The sequence below is a fragment of the Wenzhouxiangella psychrophila genome (assembly GCF_042310375.1).
In the GTDB taxonomy this organism is placed as follows: domain Bacteria; phylum Pseudomonadota; class Gammaproteobacteria; order Xanthomonadales; family Wenzhouxiangellaceae; genus Wenzhouxiangella.
Window position 1 is genome coordinate 103,160 of record NZ_JBHJMQ010000012.1, and the last position, 19,948, is coordinate 123,107.

19 protein-coding genes are annotated in these 19,948 nt (G+C 62.9%); 16 read left to right on the plus strand and 3 right to left on the minus strand.

Features of this window, described 5'->3' with window-relative positions; genetic code table 11:
* Positions 1-158: 158 nt before the first annotated feature.
* Positions 159-632, minus strand: coding sequence for a DUF4442 domain-containing protein (locus ACDC66_RS13930; protein ID WP_376697340.1), 474 nt, complete (start codon positions 630-632; stop codon positions 159-161).
* A 272-nt stretch (positions 633-904) separates the two neighbouring features.
* Between ACDC66_RS13930 and doeB2 the strand changes: the two genes are divergently transcribed.
* The 4 genes from doeB2 to ACDC66_RS13950 are packed head-to-tail and all read left to right on the plus strand — an operon-like array spanning position 905 to position 6,025.
* Entirely contained in the window at positions 905-2,077 is a 1,173-nt protein-coding gene (gene doeB2 / locus ACDC66_RS13935) for a N(2)-acetyl-L-2,4-diaminobutanoate deacetylase DoeB2 (protein WP_376697341.1), read from the plus strand.
* A 53-nt stretch (positions 2,078-2,130) separates the two neighbouring features.
* Positions 2,131-3,396, plus strand: coding sequence for an aspartate aminotransferase family protein (locus ACDC66_RS13940; RefSeq protein ID WP_376697342.1), 1,266 nt, complete (start codon positions 2,131-2,133; stop codon positions 3,394-3,396).
* On the plus strand, positions 3,393-4,652 hold the full coding sequence (doeA, locus tag ACDC66_RS13945) for an ectoine hydrolase (RefSeq protein ID WP_376697343.1): 1,260 nt from the start codon (positions 3,393-3,395) through the stop codon (positions 4,650-4,652). The genes ACDC66_RS13940 and doeA overlap by 4 nt, the downstream gene beginning before the upstream one ends.
* Positions 4,649-6,025, plus strand: coding sequence for an NAD-dependent succinate-semialdehyde dehydrogenase (locus ACDC66_RS13950; protein WP_376697344.1), 1,377 nt, complete (start codon positions 4,649-4,651; stop codon positions 6,023-6,025). The genes doeA and ACDC66_RS13950 overlap by 4 nt, the downstream gene beginning before the upstream one ends.
* Before the next feature lie 317 nt (positions 6,026-6,342).
* Here the strand turns inward: ACDC66_RS13950 and ACDC66_RS13955 are convergent, their stop codons facing one another.
* Positions 6,343-6,870, minus strand: coding sequence for a chalcone isomerase family protein (locus ACDC66_RS13955; RefSeq protein WP_376697345.1), 528 nt, complete (start codon positions 6,868-6,870; stop codon positions 6,343-6,345).
* On the minus strand, positions 6,867-7,364 hold the full coding sequence (locus tag ACDC66_RS13960) for a nuclear transport factor 2 family protein (protein WP_376697346.1): 498 nt from the start codon (positions 7,362-7,364) through the stop codon (positions 6,867-6,869). Before ACDC66_RS13960 ends, ACDC66_RS13955 begins: the two co-directional genes overlap by 4 nt.
* A 197-nt stretch (positions 7,365-7,561) precedes the next feature.
* Here ACDC66_RS13960 and ACDC66_RS13965 point away from each other — a divergent pair, with 197 nt between their 5' ends.
* From ACDC66_RS13965 to ACDC66_RS14020, 12 genes are all read left to right on the plus strand, one after another.
* On the plus strand, positions 7,562-8,473 hold the full coding sequence (locus ACDC66_RS13965) for an acyl-CoA desaturase (protein WP_376697358.1): 912 nt from the start codon (positions 7,562-7,564) through the stop codon (positions 8,471-8,473).
* Positions 8,470-9,711: an NAD(P)/FAD-dependent oxidoreductase gene (locus tag ACDC66_RS13970; RefSeq protein ID WP_376697347.1), complete on the plus strand. Its 1,242-nt coding sequence runs from the start codon at positions 8,470-8,472 to the stop codon at positions 9,709-9,711. Before ACDC66_RS13965 ends, ACDC66_RS13970 begins: the two co-directional genes overlap by 4 nt.
* Positions 9,704-10,453, plus strand: a complete 750-nt coding sequence (locus ACDC66_RS13975) for a DUF1365 domain-containing protein (RefSeq protein WP_376697348.1) — start codon at positions 9,704-9,706, stop codon at positions 10,451-10,453. Before ACDC66_RS13970 ends, ACDC66_RS13975 begins: the two co-directional genes overlap by 8 nt.
* Complete coding sequence (locus ACDC66_RS13980) at positions 10,450-11,736, plus strand: class I SAM-dependent methyltransferase (protein ID WP_376697349.1); 1,287 nt, start codon at positions 10,450-10,452, stop codon at positions 11,734-11,736. Before ACDC66_RS13975 ends, ACDC66_RS13980 begins: the two co-directional genes overlap by 4 nt.
* Positions 11,733-12,302, plus strand: coding sequence for a DUF2878 domain-containing protein (locus ACDC66_RS13985; RefSeq protein ID WP_376697350.1), 570 nt, complete (start codon positions 11,733-11,735; stop codon positions 12,300-12,302). The genes ACDC66_RS13980 and ACDC66_RS13985 overlap by 4 nt, the downstream gene beginning before the upstream one ends.
* A complete protein-coding gene (locus ACDC66_RS13990; protein WP_376697351.1) occupies positions 12,299-13,327 on the plus strand; it encodes an SAM-dependent methyltransferase in 1,029 nt (342 codons plus the stop codon). Before ACDC66_RS13985 ends, ACDC66_RS13990 begins: the two co-directional genes overlap by 4 nt.
* On the plus strand, positions 13,324-14,649 hold the full coding sequence (locus ACDC66_RS13995) for a sensor histidine kinase (RefSeq protein ID WP_376697352.1): 1,326 nt from the start codon (positions 13,324-13,326) through the stop codon (positions 14,647-14,649). Before ACDC66_RS13990 ends, ACDC66_RS13995 begins: the two co-directional genes overlap by 4 nt.
* Before the next feature lie 142 nt (positions 14,650-14,791).
* Entirely contained in the window at positions 14,792-15,763 is a 972-nt protein-coding gene (mvaD, locus tag ACDC66_RS14000; RefSeq protein ID WP_376697353.1) for a diphosphomevalonate decarboxylase, read from the plus strand.
* Between the two features lie 2 nt (positions 15,764-15,765).
* On the plus strand, positions 15,766-16,827 hold the full coding sequence (locus ACDC66_RS14005; protein ID WP_376697354.1) for a mevalonate kinase family protein: 1,062 nt from the start codon (positions 15,766-15,768) through the stop codon (positions 16,825-16,827).
* A gap of 7 nt (positions 16,828-16,834) precedes the next feature.
* Entirely contained in the window at positions 16,835-19,114 is a 2,280-nt protein-coding gene (locus ACDC66_RS14010; RefSeq protein ID WP_376697355.1) for a hydroxymethylglutaryl-CoA reductase, degradative, read from the plus strand.
* Positions 19,104-19,691 (plus strand): isopentenyl-diphosphate Delta-isomerase, encoded by a 588-nt coding sequence (idi, locus tag ACDC66_RS14015; RefSeq protein ID WP_376697356.1) that lies wholly within the window; start codon positions 19,104-19,106, stop codon positions 19,689-19,691. The genes ACDC66_RS14010 and idi overlap by 11 nt, the downstream gene beginning before the upstream one ends.
* Positions 19,692-19,819: 128 nt before the next feature.
* A partial coding sequence (locus ACDC66_RS14020; RefSeq protein WP_376697359.1) for a transposase occupies positions 19,820-19,948 on the plus strand: 129 nt, incomplete at its 3' end.

Genomic DNA, 19,948 nt, shown 5'->3' on the forward strand with positions numbered 1-19,948 from the left:
CAGCGCTGGGTGCTCCTCGCCTGCCCGCTGGCGGCAACGGCACCTTTTCAGCACAACCGCTGCACAGGCAGATGGGGACGCACGGGAAGGGACCTGGGGGCGAAATGCCGGTATCTCTCACGAGTGCCGGCATTTCTTTTTTCGTTCACTGACCCCCGTCAGCTGGTTTGGCCCTGGTCTGTCCCGGACTTTCGCTTTCGGCGGATATAAAGCGTGCGGGTCACGTGGGCGACGACTTCGCCTGATTGGTCGACGACATCCACCGCCAGTCTCGGTTCAAACTTACGGTTCTCCCGCGTGATGCCCCGAATCTCGTCGATCAGCGCCTGGTCGATGCGAAACTCGGCGCGGACCCGTCCCATTCCCGGCTTGCGGTACTCGATGGTGCCGGCCTTGTCCCAGACGATATAGTCGGCCCCCAGGATGTTCGTCACCATCAGCATGTAGAAGGGATCGGTCATCGCCGACAGGCTGCCTCCGAAATGCGTACCGACGTAGTTGCGGTTGTAGAAGCGCAGCGGCATTTCCACCACGACGCGCCGGTAGTCCTCGGCGATCTCGCGTACCCGGATACCCGTGCCCCAGTAGGGCGGGTAAAGGTTGAACAGCAGTCGCAGGGTGGAGGCCTTCACTCGATTCCTGGTTGATCGCCAGAACTGAGCGGAAGAATAGCAGGACCGAGCGCGGTCTGCCGCTTGTCTCCCCGTGGCCTTCCGAATGACTGTGGATAGATTGGGTAAACGCTTGCCGCGCAACTGTTTTGGGCCTAAACGAAAGTGCTTGCAAGTGGGTCGATCACGGGTCTAGCCTAGACCGGTCGTCGGGCGAAAAGAACGCCTGGATGACGTCAGGTTCTGCCATCAACCCGGTGCCCGCCGGGTTGATTTTTTCAGGAGATTCGGCCTTGGCGACGAGCGCGACGCACAACTGGCAGGCGATGGTCGACGAGGCGGTGTCCTTTCGGCGGGCGCTGCATGGTTCGCCCGAGCTGACCTGGGCCGAGCACGAGACCGCTGCATCCATTCGCGGCCGTCTCGACGATCTGGGCGTTGAGTGGCGGGCTTGTGCCGGGACCGGCACGGTGGCGACGCTGGCGCCCAAGGCCGGCGGGCGGCATGTCGCCCTGCGCGCCGATATCGATGCCCTGCCCATCGTCGAAGAGTCGGGCGTCGAGTGGTGTTCCCGGCATGAAGGCTGCATGCATGCCTGCGGTCATGACGGCCACGCGGCCACACTCTATGCGGCCGCGCAGTGGCTCAAGGCGCATGAATCCGGGCTCCCAGGCCCGGTCTCGCTGCTGTTCCAGCCGGCCGAGGAGGGTGGTCATGGCGCCAAAGCCATGATCGACGACGGCGCACTCGAGGGCGTGGACGCCATTTTCGGCTGGCACAACTGGCCGGCGATTCCATTCGGCCAGGCCGTGTGCCCGGACGGGGCGGTGATGGCCGGTAACGGCACTTTCGAGATCAGCGTGCACGGACGGGGCGGACATGCCAGCCAGCCCGAGTTGTGCCGCGATCCCCTGCTGGCGGCTTCTGCCATCGTCACCGCGCTGCAGCAGGTGGTCAGCCGGCGGATTTCGCCGCAGGCGCCGACCGTGCTCAGCGTGACGAATATCCGCGCCGACGGTGCGCCCACCGTGATTCCGGAAACCGCCACGCTCGGCGGCAGTTTCCGGCTTGGCGATCCCGACACACGTGCCCTGATGGGGGAGCTGATCGAGACCATCGCCCGGAACACCGGTGCCGCTTACGGTGTCGAGGTCGATGTGCGCATTCATCCGCGTTATGACGCGACCGTCAATCATCCGGCCGAGGCCGGGCAATATCGCCGGGCGATCTGCGGCGAGCTTGGCGACGATGCGCTCGAGACGGCCTTGAAGACGCCGATCATGGCCTCGGAGGATTTCAGCTATTACCTCAAGGCCATTCCAGGCGCCTTCGCCCTGATCGGCGCCGACGACGGCCAGGGCCACGACCATCCCTGCCACAGCCCGAAATACGACTTCAACGACCGGCTGATCGACACGGTCGGCCGCATTTATTCCCGGATCGCTGGTTATCCAGTGAAGGAGTAACAACCCCCGTGCCCGGCGGATCAGTGCCGGGACCGAGCCGAAGGAGGTACAACATGCAGGTATTCGAACAGTGGGAATCGGACATTCGCGGCTACTGCCGCCTGTACCCGACCGTGTTCAAGTCGGCGTCCAATGCGCGCCAGACAGACGAGAACGGCAAGAGCTATATCGACTTCTTCGCCGGTGCCGGGGTGCTCAACTTCGGTCACAACAACGAGAGGATGAAACGCGCCCTGATCGAGTTTCTCGAGCGCGATGGTGTGGCCCACAGCCTGGACATGTACACCGACGTCAAGCGCGACTTCATCGCGAAATTCGTCGACACCATCGTCAAGCCCAGGGGCTGGAACCACAAGCTGCAGTTCATGGGGCCGACCGGCACCAACGCGGTCGAAACCGCCCTCAAGCTGGCGCGCAAGGTCACCGGCCGGCGCAGCGTGGTCGCCTACGAGCACGGCTTCCACGGTATGACCCTCGGCTCGCTGGCTTGCACCGCCAACGCCTATTTCCGCAACGCCGCCGGTGTGCCGTTGGATCATGTCGTTCGACAGCCCTTCGGCAGTGACGAAGTCGAGCTGGATCAATGCCTGGCCTGGGTCGACCAATTGCGCGCCATGTACGAGGACTCCTCCAGCGGTCTGGAACCCCCGGCGGCTTTCGTGATCGAGCCCATCCAGGCCGAAGGCGGCGTTCACGTGGCCCGGCCCGAATGGCTGAAGGCCGTGCAGGACCTGGCCCGCGACCTGGGTGCGCTGGTGATCTACGACGACATCCAGGCCGGCTGCGGCCGCACCGGCAGCTATTTCAGCTTCGATGACATGGGCCTGGATCCGGACATCGTCACCCTGGCCAAGGGGATCGGCGGCTTCGGCACGCCGCTGGCGATGAACCTGGTCAAACCGGAATACGACAAGCACTGGTCGCCGGGCGAGCATACCGGCACCTTCCGCGGGCAGGGACTGAGCTTCGTTGCCGGCGTCGAGGCACTGAAATACTTCGATGACGATGAATTGATGAATGCCGTCAAGGCCAACGGCGAGACCATGCGCCAACGGATCGAAGTAATCGCCGGCAAGCACGGCGGCGGCTTCTCCGTGCGCGGCCGCGGCATGATGCAGGCGCTCGACGTCGGCGACGGCGAGCTGGCCAAGCAGATTGCCTCGACCGCCTTCGAAAGCGGCCTGCTGATCGGCGCCTGCGGCACCGGCGGACGGGTGCTCAAGCTGATCCCGCCGCTGACCATTCCCGAGGCCGACCTGGTCGAAGGGCTGGACATCCTGGAGCAGTCGGTGGCGTCGGCCCGGAGGGCGGCGGCATGAGACAGCGCGACGACATGACGTTTCCCTTCGAGGAGTACGAACGTCGGCTCAAGGAACTACGAGACCGCATGGCCGAGCGCCTGCTCGACGCTGTAGTGATCACCGACCCGGAAAACCTGATGTATCTCACCGATTATCAGACCACGGGTTACAGCTTCTTCCAGGCCCTTGTGGTGCCACTGGAGGACGAGCCTTTCATGATCACCCGCATGCTGGAGGAATCGAATGTCCATGCGCGCACCTGGGTCGAGAAAACGCGTCCGTATCCGGACACGGGCGACGCCATCCAGATGCTGGTCGAGTCGCTGCGAGAGTTCGGCCTGACCGGCAAGTCCATCGGCTATGAACGCAACAGCTATTTTCTCCCCGCTTATCACCAGGACAGCATTTTTACGACGTTCCTGGACGGTAAGCTGCTTGACTGCTTCGGCATCGTCGAGGAAGGCCGTGTGTGCAAGTCCAAGCACGAGATTGAGATCATGCGCCGGGCTGCCGCGGCAACCGAGGCCGGCATGAAAGCCGGCTTCGAGGCCACCGAAGCTGGCGTGACCGAGAACGATATCGGCGCCGCCATTTCTTCCGCCATGTTCCGCGCCGGCGGCGAGCCGCCGGCGGTAATGCCCTATGTCACCTCAGGACCGCGCAGCATGATCGGTCATGCCACCTGGGAGGGACGAACGGTCCAGCCGGGTGAGCACGTGTTCCTGGAAGTCGGCGGTTGCTACCGGCGCTATCACACGGCCATGATGCGAACCGTCGTGCTGGGCGAGCTCTCGCCCTCGATGGAGCATGCCCAGAACCGCATGAAGCAGGCCCTGCATGAGATCAAGAACGTGATCCGCCCGGGTATGACGGTGTCGGATGCCGACAATCTGGTGCGCAACATTATCACTGCCAACGAAGTGGGCGCACGCCTGATCACGCGCTCGGGCTACTCCATCGGCATCGCGTTTCCGCCGAGCTGGGACGAGGGCTACATCATGAGCCTCAAACAGGGCGACTCACGGGTGATCAGGGAAGGCATGACGTTCCACATCATTCCCTGGATGTGGGGGGTCGATGGCGACAAGACGGTCGGCATCTCCGACACCATCCATATCACCGCCGACGGTTGCGAGTCCTTCTTCGATCTCGACGAGAACTTCATGGTGAAACCCGAACAGGCCGCATGCGAATTGCCGCGGCCAGAAAAGGCCGCCCAAGGCGGCTCACGTGGTGAATCGATCAAGAACATCAAGGAGGCTCGCCGACAATGACGACGCTGCGCTCGATCAACCCGACGACCGGCAAGACCCAGTACGAAGTTGAAGCGTTGTCGAACGACGCGCTGGAACAGCGTCTGGCCGGGGCTGAGTCCGCGTTTGCCGGGTGGAAGCTGGCCGGCTTCTCCGACCGGGCGAAGGTATTGAACGATGTGGCCGCGCTGATGCGCGAGGATGTCGAGGACCTCGCTCGCCTGATGACCGACGAGATGGGCAAGCCCATTCGCGAGGCCCGCGGCGAGGTCGAGAAGGCAGCCTGGTGCGCCGAGCATTACGCCGGACACGCCGAGGCGTACCTGGCGACCGAGCAGATCGCCTCGGATGCCAGCGAAAGCTACGTGCAGTACCTGCCGCTGGGGGTGATCCTGGGCATCCTGCCCTGGAACGCGCCGTTCTGGCTGGCCTTTCGCTTTGCCGCGCCGACCCTGATGGCCGGCAATGCCTGCTTGATGAAGCACGACCCCAACGTGCCGGCCTGCGCCGAGGCGATCGGCAAGCTGTTCGAGCGCGCCGGTGCTCCGGCGGGCTTGTTCGCCAACCTGCCGCTGGAGACCGAGCGGGTCGAGCGGGTGATCCGGGACAAGCGTGTGCAGGCGGTATCGTTCACGGGTTCGGAGCGCGCCGGCGGAATCGTCGCCTCGACCGCGGCGGCGGAGATCAAGCACTCGGTGCTGGAACTGGGTGGTTCCGACCCGGCCATTGTGCTGGCCGACGCCGAGCTGGAGAAGGCGGCCGACACCATCTGCCTTTCGCGCATCATCAATGCCGGTCAAAGCTGCATCGCGGCCAAGCGCATCATCGTCGAGTCACCGGTCCATGACCACTTCGTCGAACTGCTGCACGAGCGTCTGGCGGGCCTGAAACTGGGGGATCCCTCCGAGGAGTCGACCGATATCGGCCCGATCGCGCGCGAGGATCTCCGCGACAACCTGCACCGCCAGGTGCGCAAGACGGTCGAGGCCGGTGCAGACTGCCCCCTCGGCGGTGAACTGACCGAAGGCGACGGCTTCTTCTACCCGGTGACGTTGCTGACCGGCGTCGGCCCCGAAATGACCGCTTCCTGCGAGGAAACCTTCGGTCCCGTGGCCGTCGTGATGAAAGTCGACAGTGAGGACGAGGCCATCGAACTGGCCAACGACACCGACTACGGCCTGGCCGCGGCGGTGTGGACGGACACCAAGCGCGGTGTGGCCATGGCCAGCCGGCTCGAAACCGGCCAGGTGGCGGTCAACGGCATCGTCAAGACCGATCCGAGGCTGCCCTCGGGCGGTATCAAACGCTCCGGCATCGGCCGCGAACTCGGCCCGCAAGGCATCCACGAATTCGTCAATGCGCAACAGGTTTGGGTGGGGCCCTCGAGGGGCTGATAAAAGAAAATTTGTCCACAGATAAACACAGATGAACACAGATAAAAAGCACTGTTAATTGGGCGATCGAACACCAACCCACTGTCATGCTTCCCGAGCCTGGAGTCGCTAGCGGGAATGCACCCCAGTGGAGAAGCCGGTACCAGTTTGGCCGTTTAGGTCATTCGAATTTCGGTCATTCGAATTTGTTTGATATTTGGTGCTTGTAATTTGGGATTTTCAGCGCCGAATTGATCGCCGCGCGAGAACAGGGTCAAACCCACTTCTTATCGGCACACCAGATCTGTGTTTATCTGTGGAAGGCTTTAAATTTCTTTTTAATTTCCACTAGCCCGCTCGAGCAGGCGTTTCTTCATGCGGTCATTGAAGGGTTCTTCGCCGAACCAGATCTTGAAGTACTCGTGGCCGCGCCCTTGGTCGGGACATTCTGTCAGCAGCTCGTCATCGCGGTAGAGCGCCAGGCGTTCCTCGGGTTCGTAGACGACGTCGAATCGTTCGCCGTCGGAGGCATCGACGTAGGCATTGGCAAGGCAGGCCAGTTCCTCGGGCAGTTGGTCGGGGTTGTCGACGTCATCGAGGTTTTCGACCAGCAGTTCGTTGGCGCTTTCGATCAGATCCTTGCCGGCCATGTCCCGGTCGAGCTTCAGGGAAAACTGCTTGGCAACGGGTTCGAGTACGCGCCCGGCGTCGCCGCAGTCAGCCAGGTGCAGGCTGGCGGTGCCGACGCTGAACAGGCCGATGACCTTCAGTTCGACTTCGGAGCAGCGCTCCAGCTCCGCAGTCGCCGCAGGCGCTGGGGTGGAAGCGGCGGCCAGCAGGAGTATGAGCCATATGCTGCGCGTCATTGCATCGCCCCCTGGGCACGTCTCACGAAGAATCCGACCACCGGCAGGTGCGCATAGAGCGCGCTGCCGCTGTCCCAGAAGTCCTGGTGAAGCACGATCTGTCCGTTCTTGTCGAACCGCAAGTGGGTCATGCCGATCGAGTGCGACTCGACGCGCTTACCCATGGCCCGAGTGACGAAGGTCATCTCCCAGCGGACGTAAACGTCGGAGCCGTCGCGGATGACCTTGTGCACCTCGACCCGGTTCTGTTCGAGTGTCTGGCCGGTACGGGCCATGTAATCCACCAGCTCTGAACGCTCCCGGGCAATGTGTACGGTGTCGTTGAAGTAGAACTCATCGGCGTAGAGTTCACCGATGCGCCGGGCCAGGTCCTCGCGGGTCAGGTCCGCGAAGGTCTGCTGGAAGGTTGCTACCCCCTGATCGATTGCCGAGGTGTCCCCGGGGTTCTGCTCCAGCGCCTGGTGGTAGCCCTCGACCGTATCCTTGTCCGTCATCGACCCGCTCCCTGCACAAGCGGCGGTGGCTGCCAGAAGCAGCGCGACTACCGCGCAGCGTTGAATGATTGCGTGATTATTCATGGACGCGATGATGCGCCGGGTCATGTCCACCGGGAGTGAAGGGCGTTTTCACGCCAGGTTGATGAGTTCGGGCGTCTAATCTCGGCGCAAGTGGACTGGATACTCGTTACGTGATGAAGCAACTCTTCGCCTGGTTCGACTCGCGACAGCGCCTGCGGAATGACGTGCAGGACCCGCATCGCGTTGACTGGCTTCGAATCATTCCCTTTATCGGCCTTCACCTGGCGTGCCTGGGGGTCGTATTCGTCGGCGTTTCCGTGACGGCCGTGGTGGTCTTCGCGCTCAGCTATTTGTTGCGCATGTTCGCCATCACCGCGTTCTACCACCGCTATTTCTCGCACCGGACGTTTCGTACCAGCCGGCCGGTCCAGTTCCTGTTTGCGCTCATCGGCGCTTCGGCCACCCAGCGTGGGCCGCTGTGGTGGGCGGCCCACCATCGTCACCACCACAAGTATGCCGATACCGATGAAGACGTGCACGCACCTCGCCACGGATTCTGGTGGAGCCACATGGGCTGGTTCTTGTGCCGCGAGAACTTCGAGACGCGCGCCGAGCAGATTCCGGACCTGGTCGTCTATCCAGAGTTGCGCTGGCTGGATCGCTACGACCTGCTTGTGCCTGTTGGCTATGCCCTGTTCATGTTCCTGCTCGGAACAGGCCTCAGCCACTGGGCGCCGGGTCTCGAAACCAGCGGCTGGCAGCTTTTGGTCTGGGGTTATTTCGTTTCGACCGTGGTCTTGATCCACGTGACATTGACCATCAATTCCCTGGCCCACGTCTGGGGCAGCCGCCGCTACGCCACGCGCGACGACAGCCGCAACAATTTCTTCCTCTCTCTACTCACGCTCGGTGAGGGCTGGCACAACAACCACCACCACTTCCCGGGTTCGGCGCGCCAGGGCTTCTACTGGTGGGAAGTCGATTTCAGCTTCTACCTGCTGAAGATAATGAGCTGGGTTGGCCTCGTCAGCGCGCTCAAGCCCGTGCCCGAGCGAATCCGTGAGGCACGTCGGGTGTCGTCATGAGAATCGCTATCGTGGGTGCTGGGGTTTCGGGGCTCTACGCGGCCTGGCATCTGTCGCAGCGTCACGAGGTGACGGTGTTCGAGGCCGAGGACCGCTTGGGTGGCCATGCCGATACGCAGGTCGTGGACGATGAAGGTGTGCCCCGATCCATCGATACCGGCTTCATTGTCTTCAACCGGGCGCACTACCCGTTGTTGACCGCGTGGTTCGGAGAGCTCGGGGTCGAGTCGGAATCGTCCGACATGAGTTTCGGTGTGAGCGATGCCGTCACCGGCCTGGCGTACAACGCCAGCACCCTGGGGCGGCTTTACTGTCAGCGCCGCAACCTGCTCAGTCCCCGCTTCCACGGCATGGTGCTTGATATCGCCCGCTTCTACCGGGGTGCGCCACAGTTGCTCGAGGAAATCGACGATCGTGTGACGCTCGGCGAATGGCTTGAACAAAGCGGCCTGGGTGAAATGTTTGCCAGCCGGCACATGCTGCCGATGGCCTCGGCCCTGTGGTCGGCGCCGATGGGCGACGTTACCGACTTCCCGATGAAGCACCTGCTTGCCTTCATGGACAATCATTCCATGCTGACTCTGGGCAGGCGCCCGGTGTGGGAGACGGTTCGAGGCGGCAGCCGATCCTACGTCGAGGCTGCTAGCAATTGTGCGGCGCGATTCGTGACCAGTACGCCGGTGCGCTCGATCGAGCGAACCGAAAACGGGGTGGTGATCCGAACGCCTCATGACGACATTCACTTTGACGCGACGATTCTTGCCTGCCATTCCGACCAGGCGCTGCGGCTGCTGGCCGATGCCAGCCCGGTCGAGCGTTGTGTCCTATCCGCCGTGGACTACCAGCCGAACGAAGCGATACTGCACACCGATGTCGGGGTTCTGCCCGACAAGCCCGCTGCGCGTGCAGCCTGGAACGTTCGCATGGATGGCCGGGAGCCAAGCCAATGCCGGGTTTCCTACTACATGAACAAGCTGCAGAACATCGACAGCCGGCAGCATTTCATCGTCTCGCTCAACCAGACGGAGATGATCGATCCGGAGCGAATTCTCGTGCGCCGAAATTATGCGCACCCCGTTTTTACGACCGAGGCAGTGGCGGCCCAGTCGCGCTGGAACGACATCAACGGCTTGCGGCGAACCTGGTTCTGCGGCGCCTGGTGGGGCTGGGGCTTCCACGAGGACGGCGCGCGCAGCGCAAGGCGTGTGATCGACGATATCGAGGCTCGAAATGGATAGCGCCATTGCCACCGGAAAGATCTGGCACCGTCGTCTTACGCCCAAGCCGCATCGCTTTGTCTACCGCACCAGCTACACGTTGTTTGATATCGATCGCGTGGAGGAACTGTTCGCCCGCAGTCGCCTTTGGTCTCTGGGGCGTTTCAACCTTGTGAGCTTTCGGCGCGGCGATTTCCTGCGCCCGCTCGATCGGCCGCTGCGGCAGGCCGTGGTCGAGCGTGTCGCCGAGGACACCGGCCGCCGGCCGAGTGGCCGTATTTTTGTGCTGGCGCACCTGCGCCAATGGGGGCTGTGCTTCAACCCGGTCAGTATTTATTTCTGCCTCGACAGGGCCGGCCGCATGGATGCCATTGTCGCGGACGTGCACAACACGCCCTGGAACGAGCGCCATGCCTACGTGCTCGACTGCCGCGGCCAGGACGGGCCGGCGTACCGCTTCGAGTTCGACAAGGCATTTCACGTCTCCCCCTTCATGCCGATGGACATCCGCTACGACTGGCGATTCCACATCGAGGAAGATCACCTGAGCGTTCACATGCAACTGCGGCATTCGGATCAAGAATGTTTCCAGGCGGGAATGCGCCTGACCCTCGAACCGATGACTGAGTCGTCAATGCGGCGGATGCCGCTGAGGTTTCCGCTGATGACGCTAAAGGTTGTCGCCGGAATCTATTGGCAGGCCTTGCGCCTGTGGCTGAAGAAGACGCCTTTTCACTCACACCCGGACAAAGTGACGCAATGATGGATACGGAAAGGACCATTGACGAACTCGGCGTCGGATCAGGCAGCAGCATCGATCGATGGCTGCGGGCTCGAGTGCTGTCCCGGCTTGGGGCCATCGAGCAAGGGCGACTCGTTATCGAGGACGCCGACGGCGAGTACACGCTGGGTAATCCCGGCGATTCGCTGCAGGCGACGGTGGTAATCCGCGACCTACGCTTCTGGCGACTGATGGCCAGCGGTGGCAGCGTCGGTGCGGCCGAGGCCTGGATGGCACAGCTCTGGGACAGCCCGGATCCGGTAGCTGTGGTACAGGTGCTTACCCGTAACCGCAACGTGCTTGACGAAATGGAAACAGCGGTTGCACGACTGACCAATATCGCCCTGGCGCTCTGGCACGCATTCAACCGTAACAGCCTCAAGGGAAGCCGGCGTAATATCGCCGCCCATTACGATCTGGGTAACGATTTCTTTGCCGCCTGGCTGGATGAGCGCATGATGTATTCGAGTGCGCTGTACCTTGGCGACAACGAAACTCTCGAGCAGGCGCAGATCAACAAGCTCGAGCGGATTTGTCGCAAGCTCGATCTGGGTCCGAATGATCACCTGCTGGAAATCGGCACTGGATGGGGCGGATTGGCGATCCATGCGGCACGGCAATACGGGTGCCGCGTCACGACCACCACGATCTCACGTGAACAATACGAGTTCGCCTTGAGCAAGGTCAGGGAAGCCGGCCTCGAGGATCGCGTCACACTTCTGACTCGTGACTATCGTGTTCTGGAGGGGCAGTTCGACAAGATCGTTTCGGTCGAGATGATCGAAGCGGTCGGTCACCAGTATCTTGATACCTACCTGGCGAAAATCGACGAGTTGCTCAAGCCCGACGGCCTGGCCCTGCTCCAGGCCATCACCATCGAGGATTATCGTTATGGCAGCGCTTTGAAGAACGTCGACTTCATCAAGCGCTACGTCTTTCCCGGCGCCTTCATCCCTTCGGTCAGTGCGGTTGCCCGATCCATGGCGCGCGCGAGCCGCCTGGGCCTGGTCGAGATGACCGACTTCGGCGCCAGCTATGCGCGCACCCTCGCAGCGTGGCGCGAGCGCTTCGAGGCCCGTTGGGACAATATCCGCGAGATGGGCTTCGACGAAACCTTCCGGCGCCGATGGCTGTGGTACCTGGCTTACTGCGAGGGCGGCTTCCGCGAACGTGCCATTAGCGACGTTCACCTGCTGCTGGCCGGTCCGCAATGGCGACCGGGTTCCGAATCCGGACTCAGCGGCGGAGGCGAGCTGACGGCATGAGACGAGACTTCTGGATCAACCAGGGGCTTTTCCAGCTGAGCTGGCCGGCCTGCGTAGTCGGAGCTTCCTGGGGCATTGCCGGCTGGAGCGGCACGCTTGTCGTCGCCGCCATGGCTCTATGGCAGTTGCATCCTCGACGGCGTCATCGCAATGACTGGCGCATGATCGCCCTTTGCCTGGCAATCGGGTTTGTGCTGGATACCCTCTGGGTGCAATTCGGCCTTATGGCCTTTGCCATGCCCTGGCCGTCGAGCGGGCTCGCGCCGTTCTGGATTCTTCTCTTGTGGCTGGCCCTGGCTTTGGTACTCAATCACTCGATGAGTATTTTCAAGCAGCGACTACTGCTCATTGGCATCCTGGGCGGCATTGGTTCGCCCATGTCCTACTATGCCGGCTCGCGTTTCGGCGCGGTCGAGTGGCTCGCACCGGCCTGGCAGGTGGTGCTCGCCACCGGATTGAGCTGGGCCCTGCTGCTTCCCGCTCTGTTCTGGCTGGCTCACTACCCGCACGGTCGAGTCGATCGGCAGGCGACAACCGACACGCTTTCGAGGAACGCAACGTCATGAGACCCATTGAACTGGCGGAGAAAGGATTCGTCCCCGACTGGCTGATCCGGCGCGGTATTCGAGCGTTGTTGACGCGGCGATTGCGGGATGAGCGCGTCGATGATCCGGAAGCACAGTCCGAACGTTACCAAGGGCTGATGGACGAGTTGGCCGAGTCGGCAATCGCCATAGAGACTGACGCAGCCAACGAGCAGCATTACGAGGTTCCCGCAGCCTTCTACCAGCAGGTGCTCGGGCAACGGCTGAAATACTCGAGCGCGTTGTGGCCGCCGGGCGTGGACAATCTGGATGATGCCGAGGCGATCATGCTCGACCAGACCTGTCGCAACGCCGGGCTGGTCGATGGGCAGGACGTCCTCGAGCTCGGTTGTGGCTGGGGTTCGCTGACCCTGTGGATGGCTTCACGCTATCCCGCCAGCCGGATCACAGCCGTGTCCAACTCGGCATCGCAGCGCAAACACATCGAGTCGAGAGCCCGCGACCTCGCCCTGGGAAATCTCGAAGTGATCACCTGCGATGTCAATGAACTGAAAATGGACAGACAGTTCGATCGCGTCGTGTCGGTCGAAATGTTCGAGCACGTGCGCAACTACCGGCAGCTGCTCGAGCGCGTTGCCGGCTGGATGAAGGCGGACGCGAGGCTGTTCGTGCATATCTTCTGCCATCGCTTTCTGGCCTATCCCTTCGAAACAGAGGGTGATGGCAACTGGATGGGGCGCTATTTCTTCACCGGTGGGTTGATGCCGGCAAGCGACACGCTGTTACACTTTGCCGATGATGTGGTCATCGAACGCCGCTGGCTTTACTCGGGTGAGCATTACGCGAGAACCGCGCGGGCCTGGCTCGACAATCTCGATGGGCAAAGTAGCGGCGTTCGTGCGGTCATGCAGGACGCCTACGGAGATGACGCCGCGCTTTGGCAGCAGCGCTGGCGTATCTTCTTCATGGCCTGCGAGGAGCTGTTCGGCTTCGATCGCGGCAGGCAGTGGCTGGTGGGGCATTATCGCTTCCGCAAGGCGCGATGAAACCGTTTAATCGGTTGCTCAGTGGCGGTCTGCGCACCCGCCTGGTGCGTGTTTTCCTGCTGCAAGTGCTGGCGATCAGCATCGCCACGGTTCTTGGCGTCTACGCTGCCGCCTGGGTCGTTGAACGGGTGCTGGTGCAGGAAGCACTCAACGGCGAGGCGGAGTATTTCTGGGACCAGTACGAAGCGAATTCGGATTTCCCCCTGCCTGATACCAACAACCTGACTGCCTATCTGGCCGAAGACGGTGACATGTCCACCGTGCCGGAATGGCTGCGCGACGAGGAGCCCGGCTTCGGGCGGGGGCATCGCAGCGACAGGTCCATGCCCGTCGTCCACGTCTCCGAACTGGGTGACGATCGCCTTTACCTCGTATTCGACGAGATGCAGGTCTCATCTCTGGCCTGGTATTTCGGCATTGCACCGTTGACCGGTGTGCTGTTGCTGATCTACATGTTGACGTGGATTGGCTACGTCATGTCGCGGCGGGCCGTATCCACGGTCGTACAGCTGGCCGATGCAGTACGCAATTACGATTTCCGCTCGGGAAAACTCGAAGAACTCAGCGAAACGGATTTCGGCGAGACCACCGATACGGAAACGCTGGCTCTGATCAACGCCTTCAATCAGTTCATTCACCGCCTGGAATCCTTCATCCAGCGCGAGCGCAACTTTACCCGCAACGCCAGTCATGAACTGCGCACGCCACTGGCCGTATTGCGTTCAAATCTCGGGTTGCTGGCAAAGCAGTCCGATGACGAGGCTCGTGCCAAGACGGTCGAGCGAATGAACCGCACGGTGCGCGATATGGAGGCGCTGGTCGAGACGCTGCTGATTCTCGCGCGCGAGAGCGGGTCGCGGCTGAATTGGTCCTCGGTGGTACTCAACGATCTGCTTACCGACCTGCTCGAGCAGATCGGCGCGACATTCGATCGCCCGGAAATGACGACGGGCGTGCGCGCCAACGGCCTGCTCGAGGTCAGTGCACCGGAGCGGGTGCTGGCGATCGTCTTCACCAATCTGCTGCGCAACGCGCTCAGTTATACCGAGAGGGGGCACGTCCACGTGCTGATTGATCGCAATGGCGTGACCGTGCAGGATTCCGGCTGCGGCATGAGCGAGGCCGACCTCGAGCGCATGTTCGAACCCTTCTATCGCGGCCACGACCGCTCCAACGAGGGTTATGGCCTGGGCCTGTCCATCGTGCGCCGCCTGTGCGATCGCTTCGGCTGGCACCTGCATGCCGACAGCGAGTTGGGCGCGGGCACCGAGATCCGCGTCGAATTTCCCCAGGCGACATTCAAGCCTTTCAGTGGGAACTAGGTTTCAGGTTTCAGGAAAACCTACTCGAAGCCACCCCGAACCCCGAACCCTGAACCCTGAACCCTGAAACCTTCACTCCACTGCCATAGTGTGGCGCAAGCGCTTATCATGCCCCCTGGCGCTACGCACACACCAAAGCCAGATGAATCAAGCCACTGCGCGGGCCGGGGCCAATATCGCGCTCGTCAAATACTGGGGCAAGCGCGACCAGCGGTTGAATCTGCCGGCGGCCGGGTCGATCTCCATCACCCTGGCCGGGCTGGAGACGCGCACCACCGTGACGCTCGATCCCTCGCTCGAGGTCGATCGTTTCTTTCTCGACGGTGTCGAGCAGTCGCCCGGTCGTGTCGGCGCGATGCTCGACCAGTTGCGAGAGATGGCCGGTGAGACGACGCCGTGCAGGGTCGACAGCAGCAACAATTTCCCCACCGGTTCCGGCCTGGCTTCCTCGGCGTCCGGCTTCGCGGCCCTGGTGACGGCTGCCGCAAGTGCATTCGGCCTGGAAGTCCCGGATCGGGAGCGTTCCAGGCTGGCCCGTCTGGGGTCGGGGTCGGCCGCCCGCTCGATTTTCGGCGGTTTCGTGGAGATGGATGCAGGCCTGTGCAAAGACGGCTCGGATGCGGTTGCGCGTCCCCTGCTGGCCGCCGGCGAGTGGCCCCTGGAAGTGGTGGTGGCCGTCACCGACTCGGGCAGCAAGGCGGTGGGTTCGCGCGACGGCATGAATCACACCATGCGAACCTCCCCTTACTATCCGGCCTGGGTGGATACCGTGGCCGCCGATCTCGAAGCGGCCAGGGCCGCGATCGCAGCGCGAGACTTCGAGGCGCTGGCCGATGTGAGTGAGCATAGTGCGCTGAAAATGCATGCATCGATGCTGGCCGCCCGGCCCGGCCTGATCTACTGGAACCCGGCCACATTGGCCTGCCTGCACGCCGTGCGCGTGTTGCGCTCGGGCGGCACCGGCGTATTCTTCACCGTCGATGCCGGCCCGCAGGTCAAGGCTGTCTGCTTGCCGGGTGAAAGCGAGCGCGTGATCGAAGTCCTTGGCGGGCAGCCCGGTGTACAGGACGTCATGGTCACGGGGCTGGGCGCCGGCGCGAGCCCGGTGGCGTAGCGGTGCCGCGTTGGGTCGCGACGGCGCCGGGCAAGATCGTCCTGCTGGGTGAGTATGCGGTGCTCGAGGGCGCGCCGGCCCTGGTTCAGGCGGTCGATCGCCGTTGTCGCGTGGAGCTGGTGCATTGCCAGGATGCAGACTGCCGGATTGAGGCGCCGCAGCTCGGAATCCCGCCGGTTCGATTCAGGGTCGACGATCGGGCCCGGCTGAATTGGCAGGAAGCGGTGCCGGCGCCCTTTGCAAGAACGGCGGCCCTGATCGAATCCGTGCTCGGATACATTGCCGAATGCGGCGGCCGGCCAGGACCGTTCAGGATGCGTGTGGACACGGCCGAGCTGTTCGACGGGAGCGGCCAAGATGCGGTCAAACTCGGCCTGGGATCGAGCGCGGCAACGGCCGTGGCGATCGATGCTGTCCTTCGCGCCGCCTTTCTCGAAGGGGGGCGGAAGGAGACCGATTTCGAAATCGTTTCGAGATTGCTGCAACCCGGGCGTAAAGCGCAGGGCAACGCCGGTAGCGGCATTGACCTGGCTGCCAGTCTGTGCGGCGGTCTGCTCGGGTACCGAATTCGTGATGAGCGAATCGAGATTCGACCGCTGTCGCTTCCGGGAGAAATCAAGACATGTTTCGTGTGGGCCGGGGAGCCGGCCTCGACCGCTGAGCTGCTGACCGCCTGGCGCCGATCGCGCGAGCAGCACCCGCGCGAGCACGGGCGTCTGCTGGGCGAGATGCAGACCGTGGCGAGTGCCGGGCTTGAGGCTGTCGAACGTGGCGATGTGCAAGAAATCCTCGCTTGCTGGTCGGATTACGGCGAAATAATGGGTAAAATGAACGATTTGGTCGGCTGCGAGATCGTGACTGCCGAGCATCGGATCGCGGGCGGCCTGGCCGAATTGCTCAACGGCGTCTACAAACCCTGCGGCGCCGGTGGCGGTGACCTGGGGATGGCCGCTTCGCTTGACAGCCGGTTCCGCTCACGCATGCGGCATCTGTGCCGACAGGCCGGCTTGAAGACGCTGCCCCTCCGACCGTCCGAGCAGGGCGTTCGGGTAACAACAGAGTGAAGACTTGATGGAACGATCCCGGATACCTCGCTTCTACAAGATGTCCGTACCCGAGCGGGTGCGGACCGTGCGCGACCGCGGCCTCCTCGGTCCGGACGACTACAAGGACCTGCAGTCCGGTAGCCACACATTGTCGGTGCAGCTGGCCGACAAGATGATCGAGAACGTCATCGGCGTCATGGGCCTTCCGGTGGGGTTGGGTCTGAACTTCCTGATCAACGAGAAGGAATACGTGGTGCCCCTGGTGGTCGAGGAGCCCTCGATCGTCGCCGCCCTGTCTTCGGCCGCCAAGCTGGCGCGCGAGTCCGGCGGATTCATGGTCGAGAGCATGGAGCCGCAGCTGATCGGCCAGATCCAGCTTGTCGACGTGGCCAACCCGGCACGCGCCAAGGCGACCCTGCTGCAGCGCAAGTCGGAGATTCTGAACCTCGCCAATAGCCTGCACCCGAAGATGATCGCCCGCGGTGGTGGTGCCCGTGATCTGGAGGTTTTCGTCCACCCCTCGCAGGGACCGGGCGGCGACATGGTGGTGGTTCACCTGCTGGTCGACACGCGCGACGCCATGGGTGCCAACCTGGTCAATACGATGTGCGAGGGCGTCGCCTCCCTGGTCGAGACCATTGCCGACGGGCGGGTCTTTTTGCGCATTCTCTCGAACCTGACCGACCGCGCCCTGGTCAAGGCGCGAGTGCGCATTCCGGTCGAGCAGCTGACCGGCAAGGGTTTCGACGGCGAGCAGGTGCGCGACGGGATCATTGTGGCCAATGATTTTGCGCGCATTGATCCCTATCGGGCCGCCACCCACAACAAGGGCATCATGAACGGCATCGACGCCGTGGCCCTGGCGACCGGCAATGACTGGCGGGCGATCGAGTCCGGTGCACACGCCTTCGCCGCCCGCGGCGGTCGCTATGCCTCGCTGACCCAGTGGTTCAAGGACGATAACGGCGACCTGGTCGGCGAGCTCGAGATTCCGATCAAGGTGGGCACGGTCGGCGGCCCGCTGCAGACCAACCCGACCGTCGCGCTGAACATGCGCCTGCTCGGCGTCGAATCGGCGCGGGAGCTGGCCGAGGTGATGGGCGCGGTCGGACTGGCCCAGAATTTTTCCGCAATCCGGGCCCTGGTGACCGAGGGCATCCAGCAGGGTCACATGACCCTGCATGCGCGTTCGGTGGCGACCGCCGCGGGCACGCCGCCGGAATTGTTCGATACGGTGGTCGAGCGCCTGATCGCCTCCGGCGAGATCAAGATATGGAAGGCCGAGGAACTGATCGCCGAGGTGCGTTCGCAGGCCGAGCCCCCGAGGTTGGCGTCGGGTGAAGAAGAACGCCGGGATGAACAGGAAACGCTCGAGGGTGAAAAGCTCGGCGCCGGTCACGGCAAGATCATCCTGCTCGGCGAGCACGCGGTTGTCTATGGGCGACGCGCCATCGCCGCGCCGATTCCGCTGGCCATCCAGGCTCGGGTCGAGGACGCACGCGAGGGCGTGGAGCTGATCATTCCGCGCTGGGGCGTGGAGCAGCGCCTGGACTTTACCGCCAAGCATCCGCAGTCATTCGCCCGTTCGATGGGGCGGGTGCTCGAGGCGCTGGGGCTGAGCGGGCGCGGTATGCGTATCGAGGTCTTCCCCAATGTGCCGCGGGCGATGGGCCTTGGGGGGTCGGCAGCGCTGGCCGTCGCCGTGATTCGGGCCATGGACGCGCATTTCTCGCTCGGTTTGAACGACGACCGCATCAATGAGCTGGCCTTCGAGTGCGAGAAGGTGGCCCACGGCACGCCTTCGGGTATCGACAACACCCTGGCCACCTGGGGCGAGTTCATGCTGTTCCGCAACGGCGAGCAGCCGCAGCGCGAGGTCATCCAGGTGGCCGAACCGCTGCCGATCGTGATCGGCATGAGCGGCGTCGAGAGCCTGACGGCGCGCACCGTGGCACGGGTGCGCGAAGCCTGGAGAAAGAACCCCAATCTCTACGAGCGCATCTTCGATGAAATCGACACCCTGGCCGGCAACGGCCTGGATGCGCTCAAGACCGGCGATTACGACACGCTCGGCGAGCTGATGAATGTCTGCCAGGGCCTGCTCAACGCCATGCAGGTTTCCAGCTGGGAGCTCGAGGAACTGCTGCAGGTCGCGCGCAACAACGGCGCTGTTGGTGCCAAGCTCACGGGTGGCGGTGGCGGCGGTTCCATCATCGCGCTCTGCCCCGGGGAGAGCGCGCGCGTAGCCCGGGCCATTCGTGAGGCCGGCTACAACGCGCTGGAGGTGCCGATCGGTGGCGCTTGAGCAGGCCGGGCCGGAACGTGTCGTGTCGTCCGACAGCGAGGAGCTGATCCTGGTCGACGAGGCTGACCGGGAAATCGGGACGCTCTCGAAAGGCGAGTGTCACGACGGGGAGGGCATTCTGCACCGCGCGTTCTCGGTTTTCCTGTTCGATGCGCAGGGGCGGCTGCTCGTGCAGCAGCGTGCCAGTGAAAAGCGCCTTTGGCCGGGCTCCTGGGCCAACAGTTGCTGCTCGCACCCGCGCGCCGGGGAAGACATGGACGAGGCGACCGTAAGACGCACGCGTGAAGAATTGGGCGTGGCGGCCGAGCTCGAGTTCGTCTACAAGTTTCAGTACCAGGCCCGTTACCGGGACATGGGAGCCGAGCATGAATTGTGTTGGGTCTATATCGGCCGCACGCACGAAAACGAAGTGCGACCCAATCCCACCGAGATCGACGGCTGGCGGTTCCTGACGCCCGAAGATGTGGACAGCCTGGTAGCCGATGAGGCAGCCGATGTGGCGCCGTGGTTTCGGATGGAGTGGCGTGAACTACGGCGGGTACATTGGCGCCGCGTGGAGCAACTCCTCAACGGCTAATTGGTGGTTTGGTTGTTTGGTGTTTTCGTATTTCGGCAGGTGAGAGCGCCTTAGCCGCTCTCGCCTAATCGAAGTGGACCGCCCCCGAAAAAGTAGACACCTCAATTTTGACAGATGGAGAGGTGTTTATGACCAAGCATTTAAGGCGTTCATTTTCCGAGGATTTCAAGCGTAAAGCGGTCGATCAGTCGTTCGAGACGCCCGAGACTGTGCAGGCTGTGGCTGGTAAATTGGGCATTCATCCTGTCCTTTTGAGT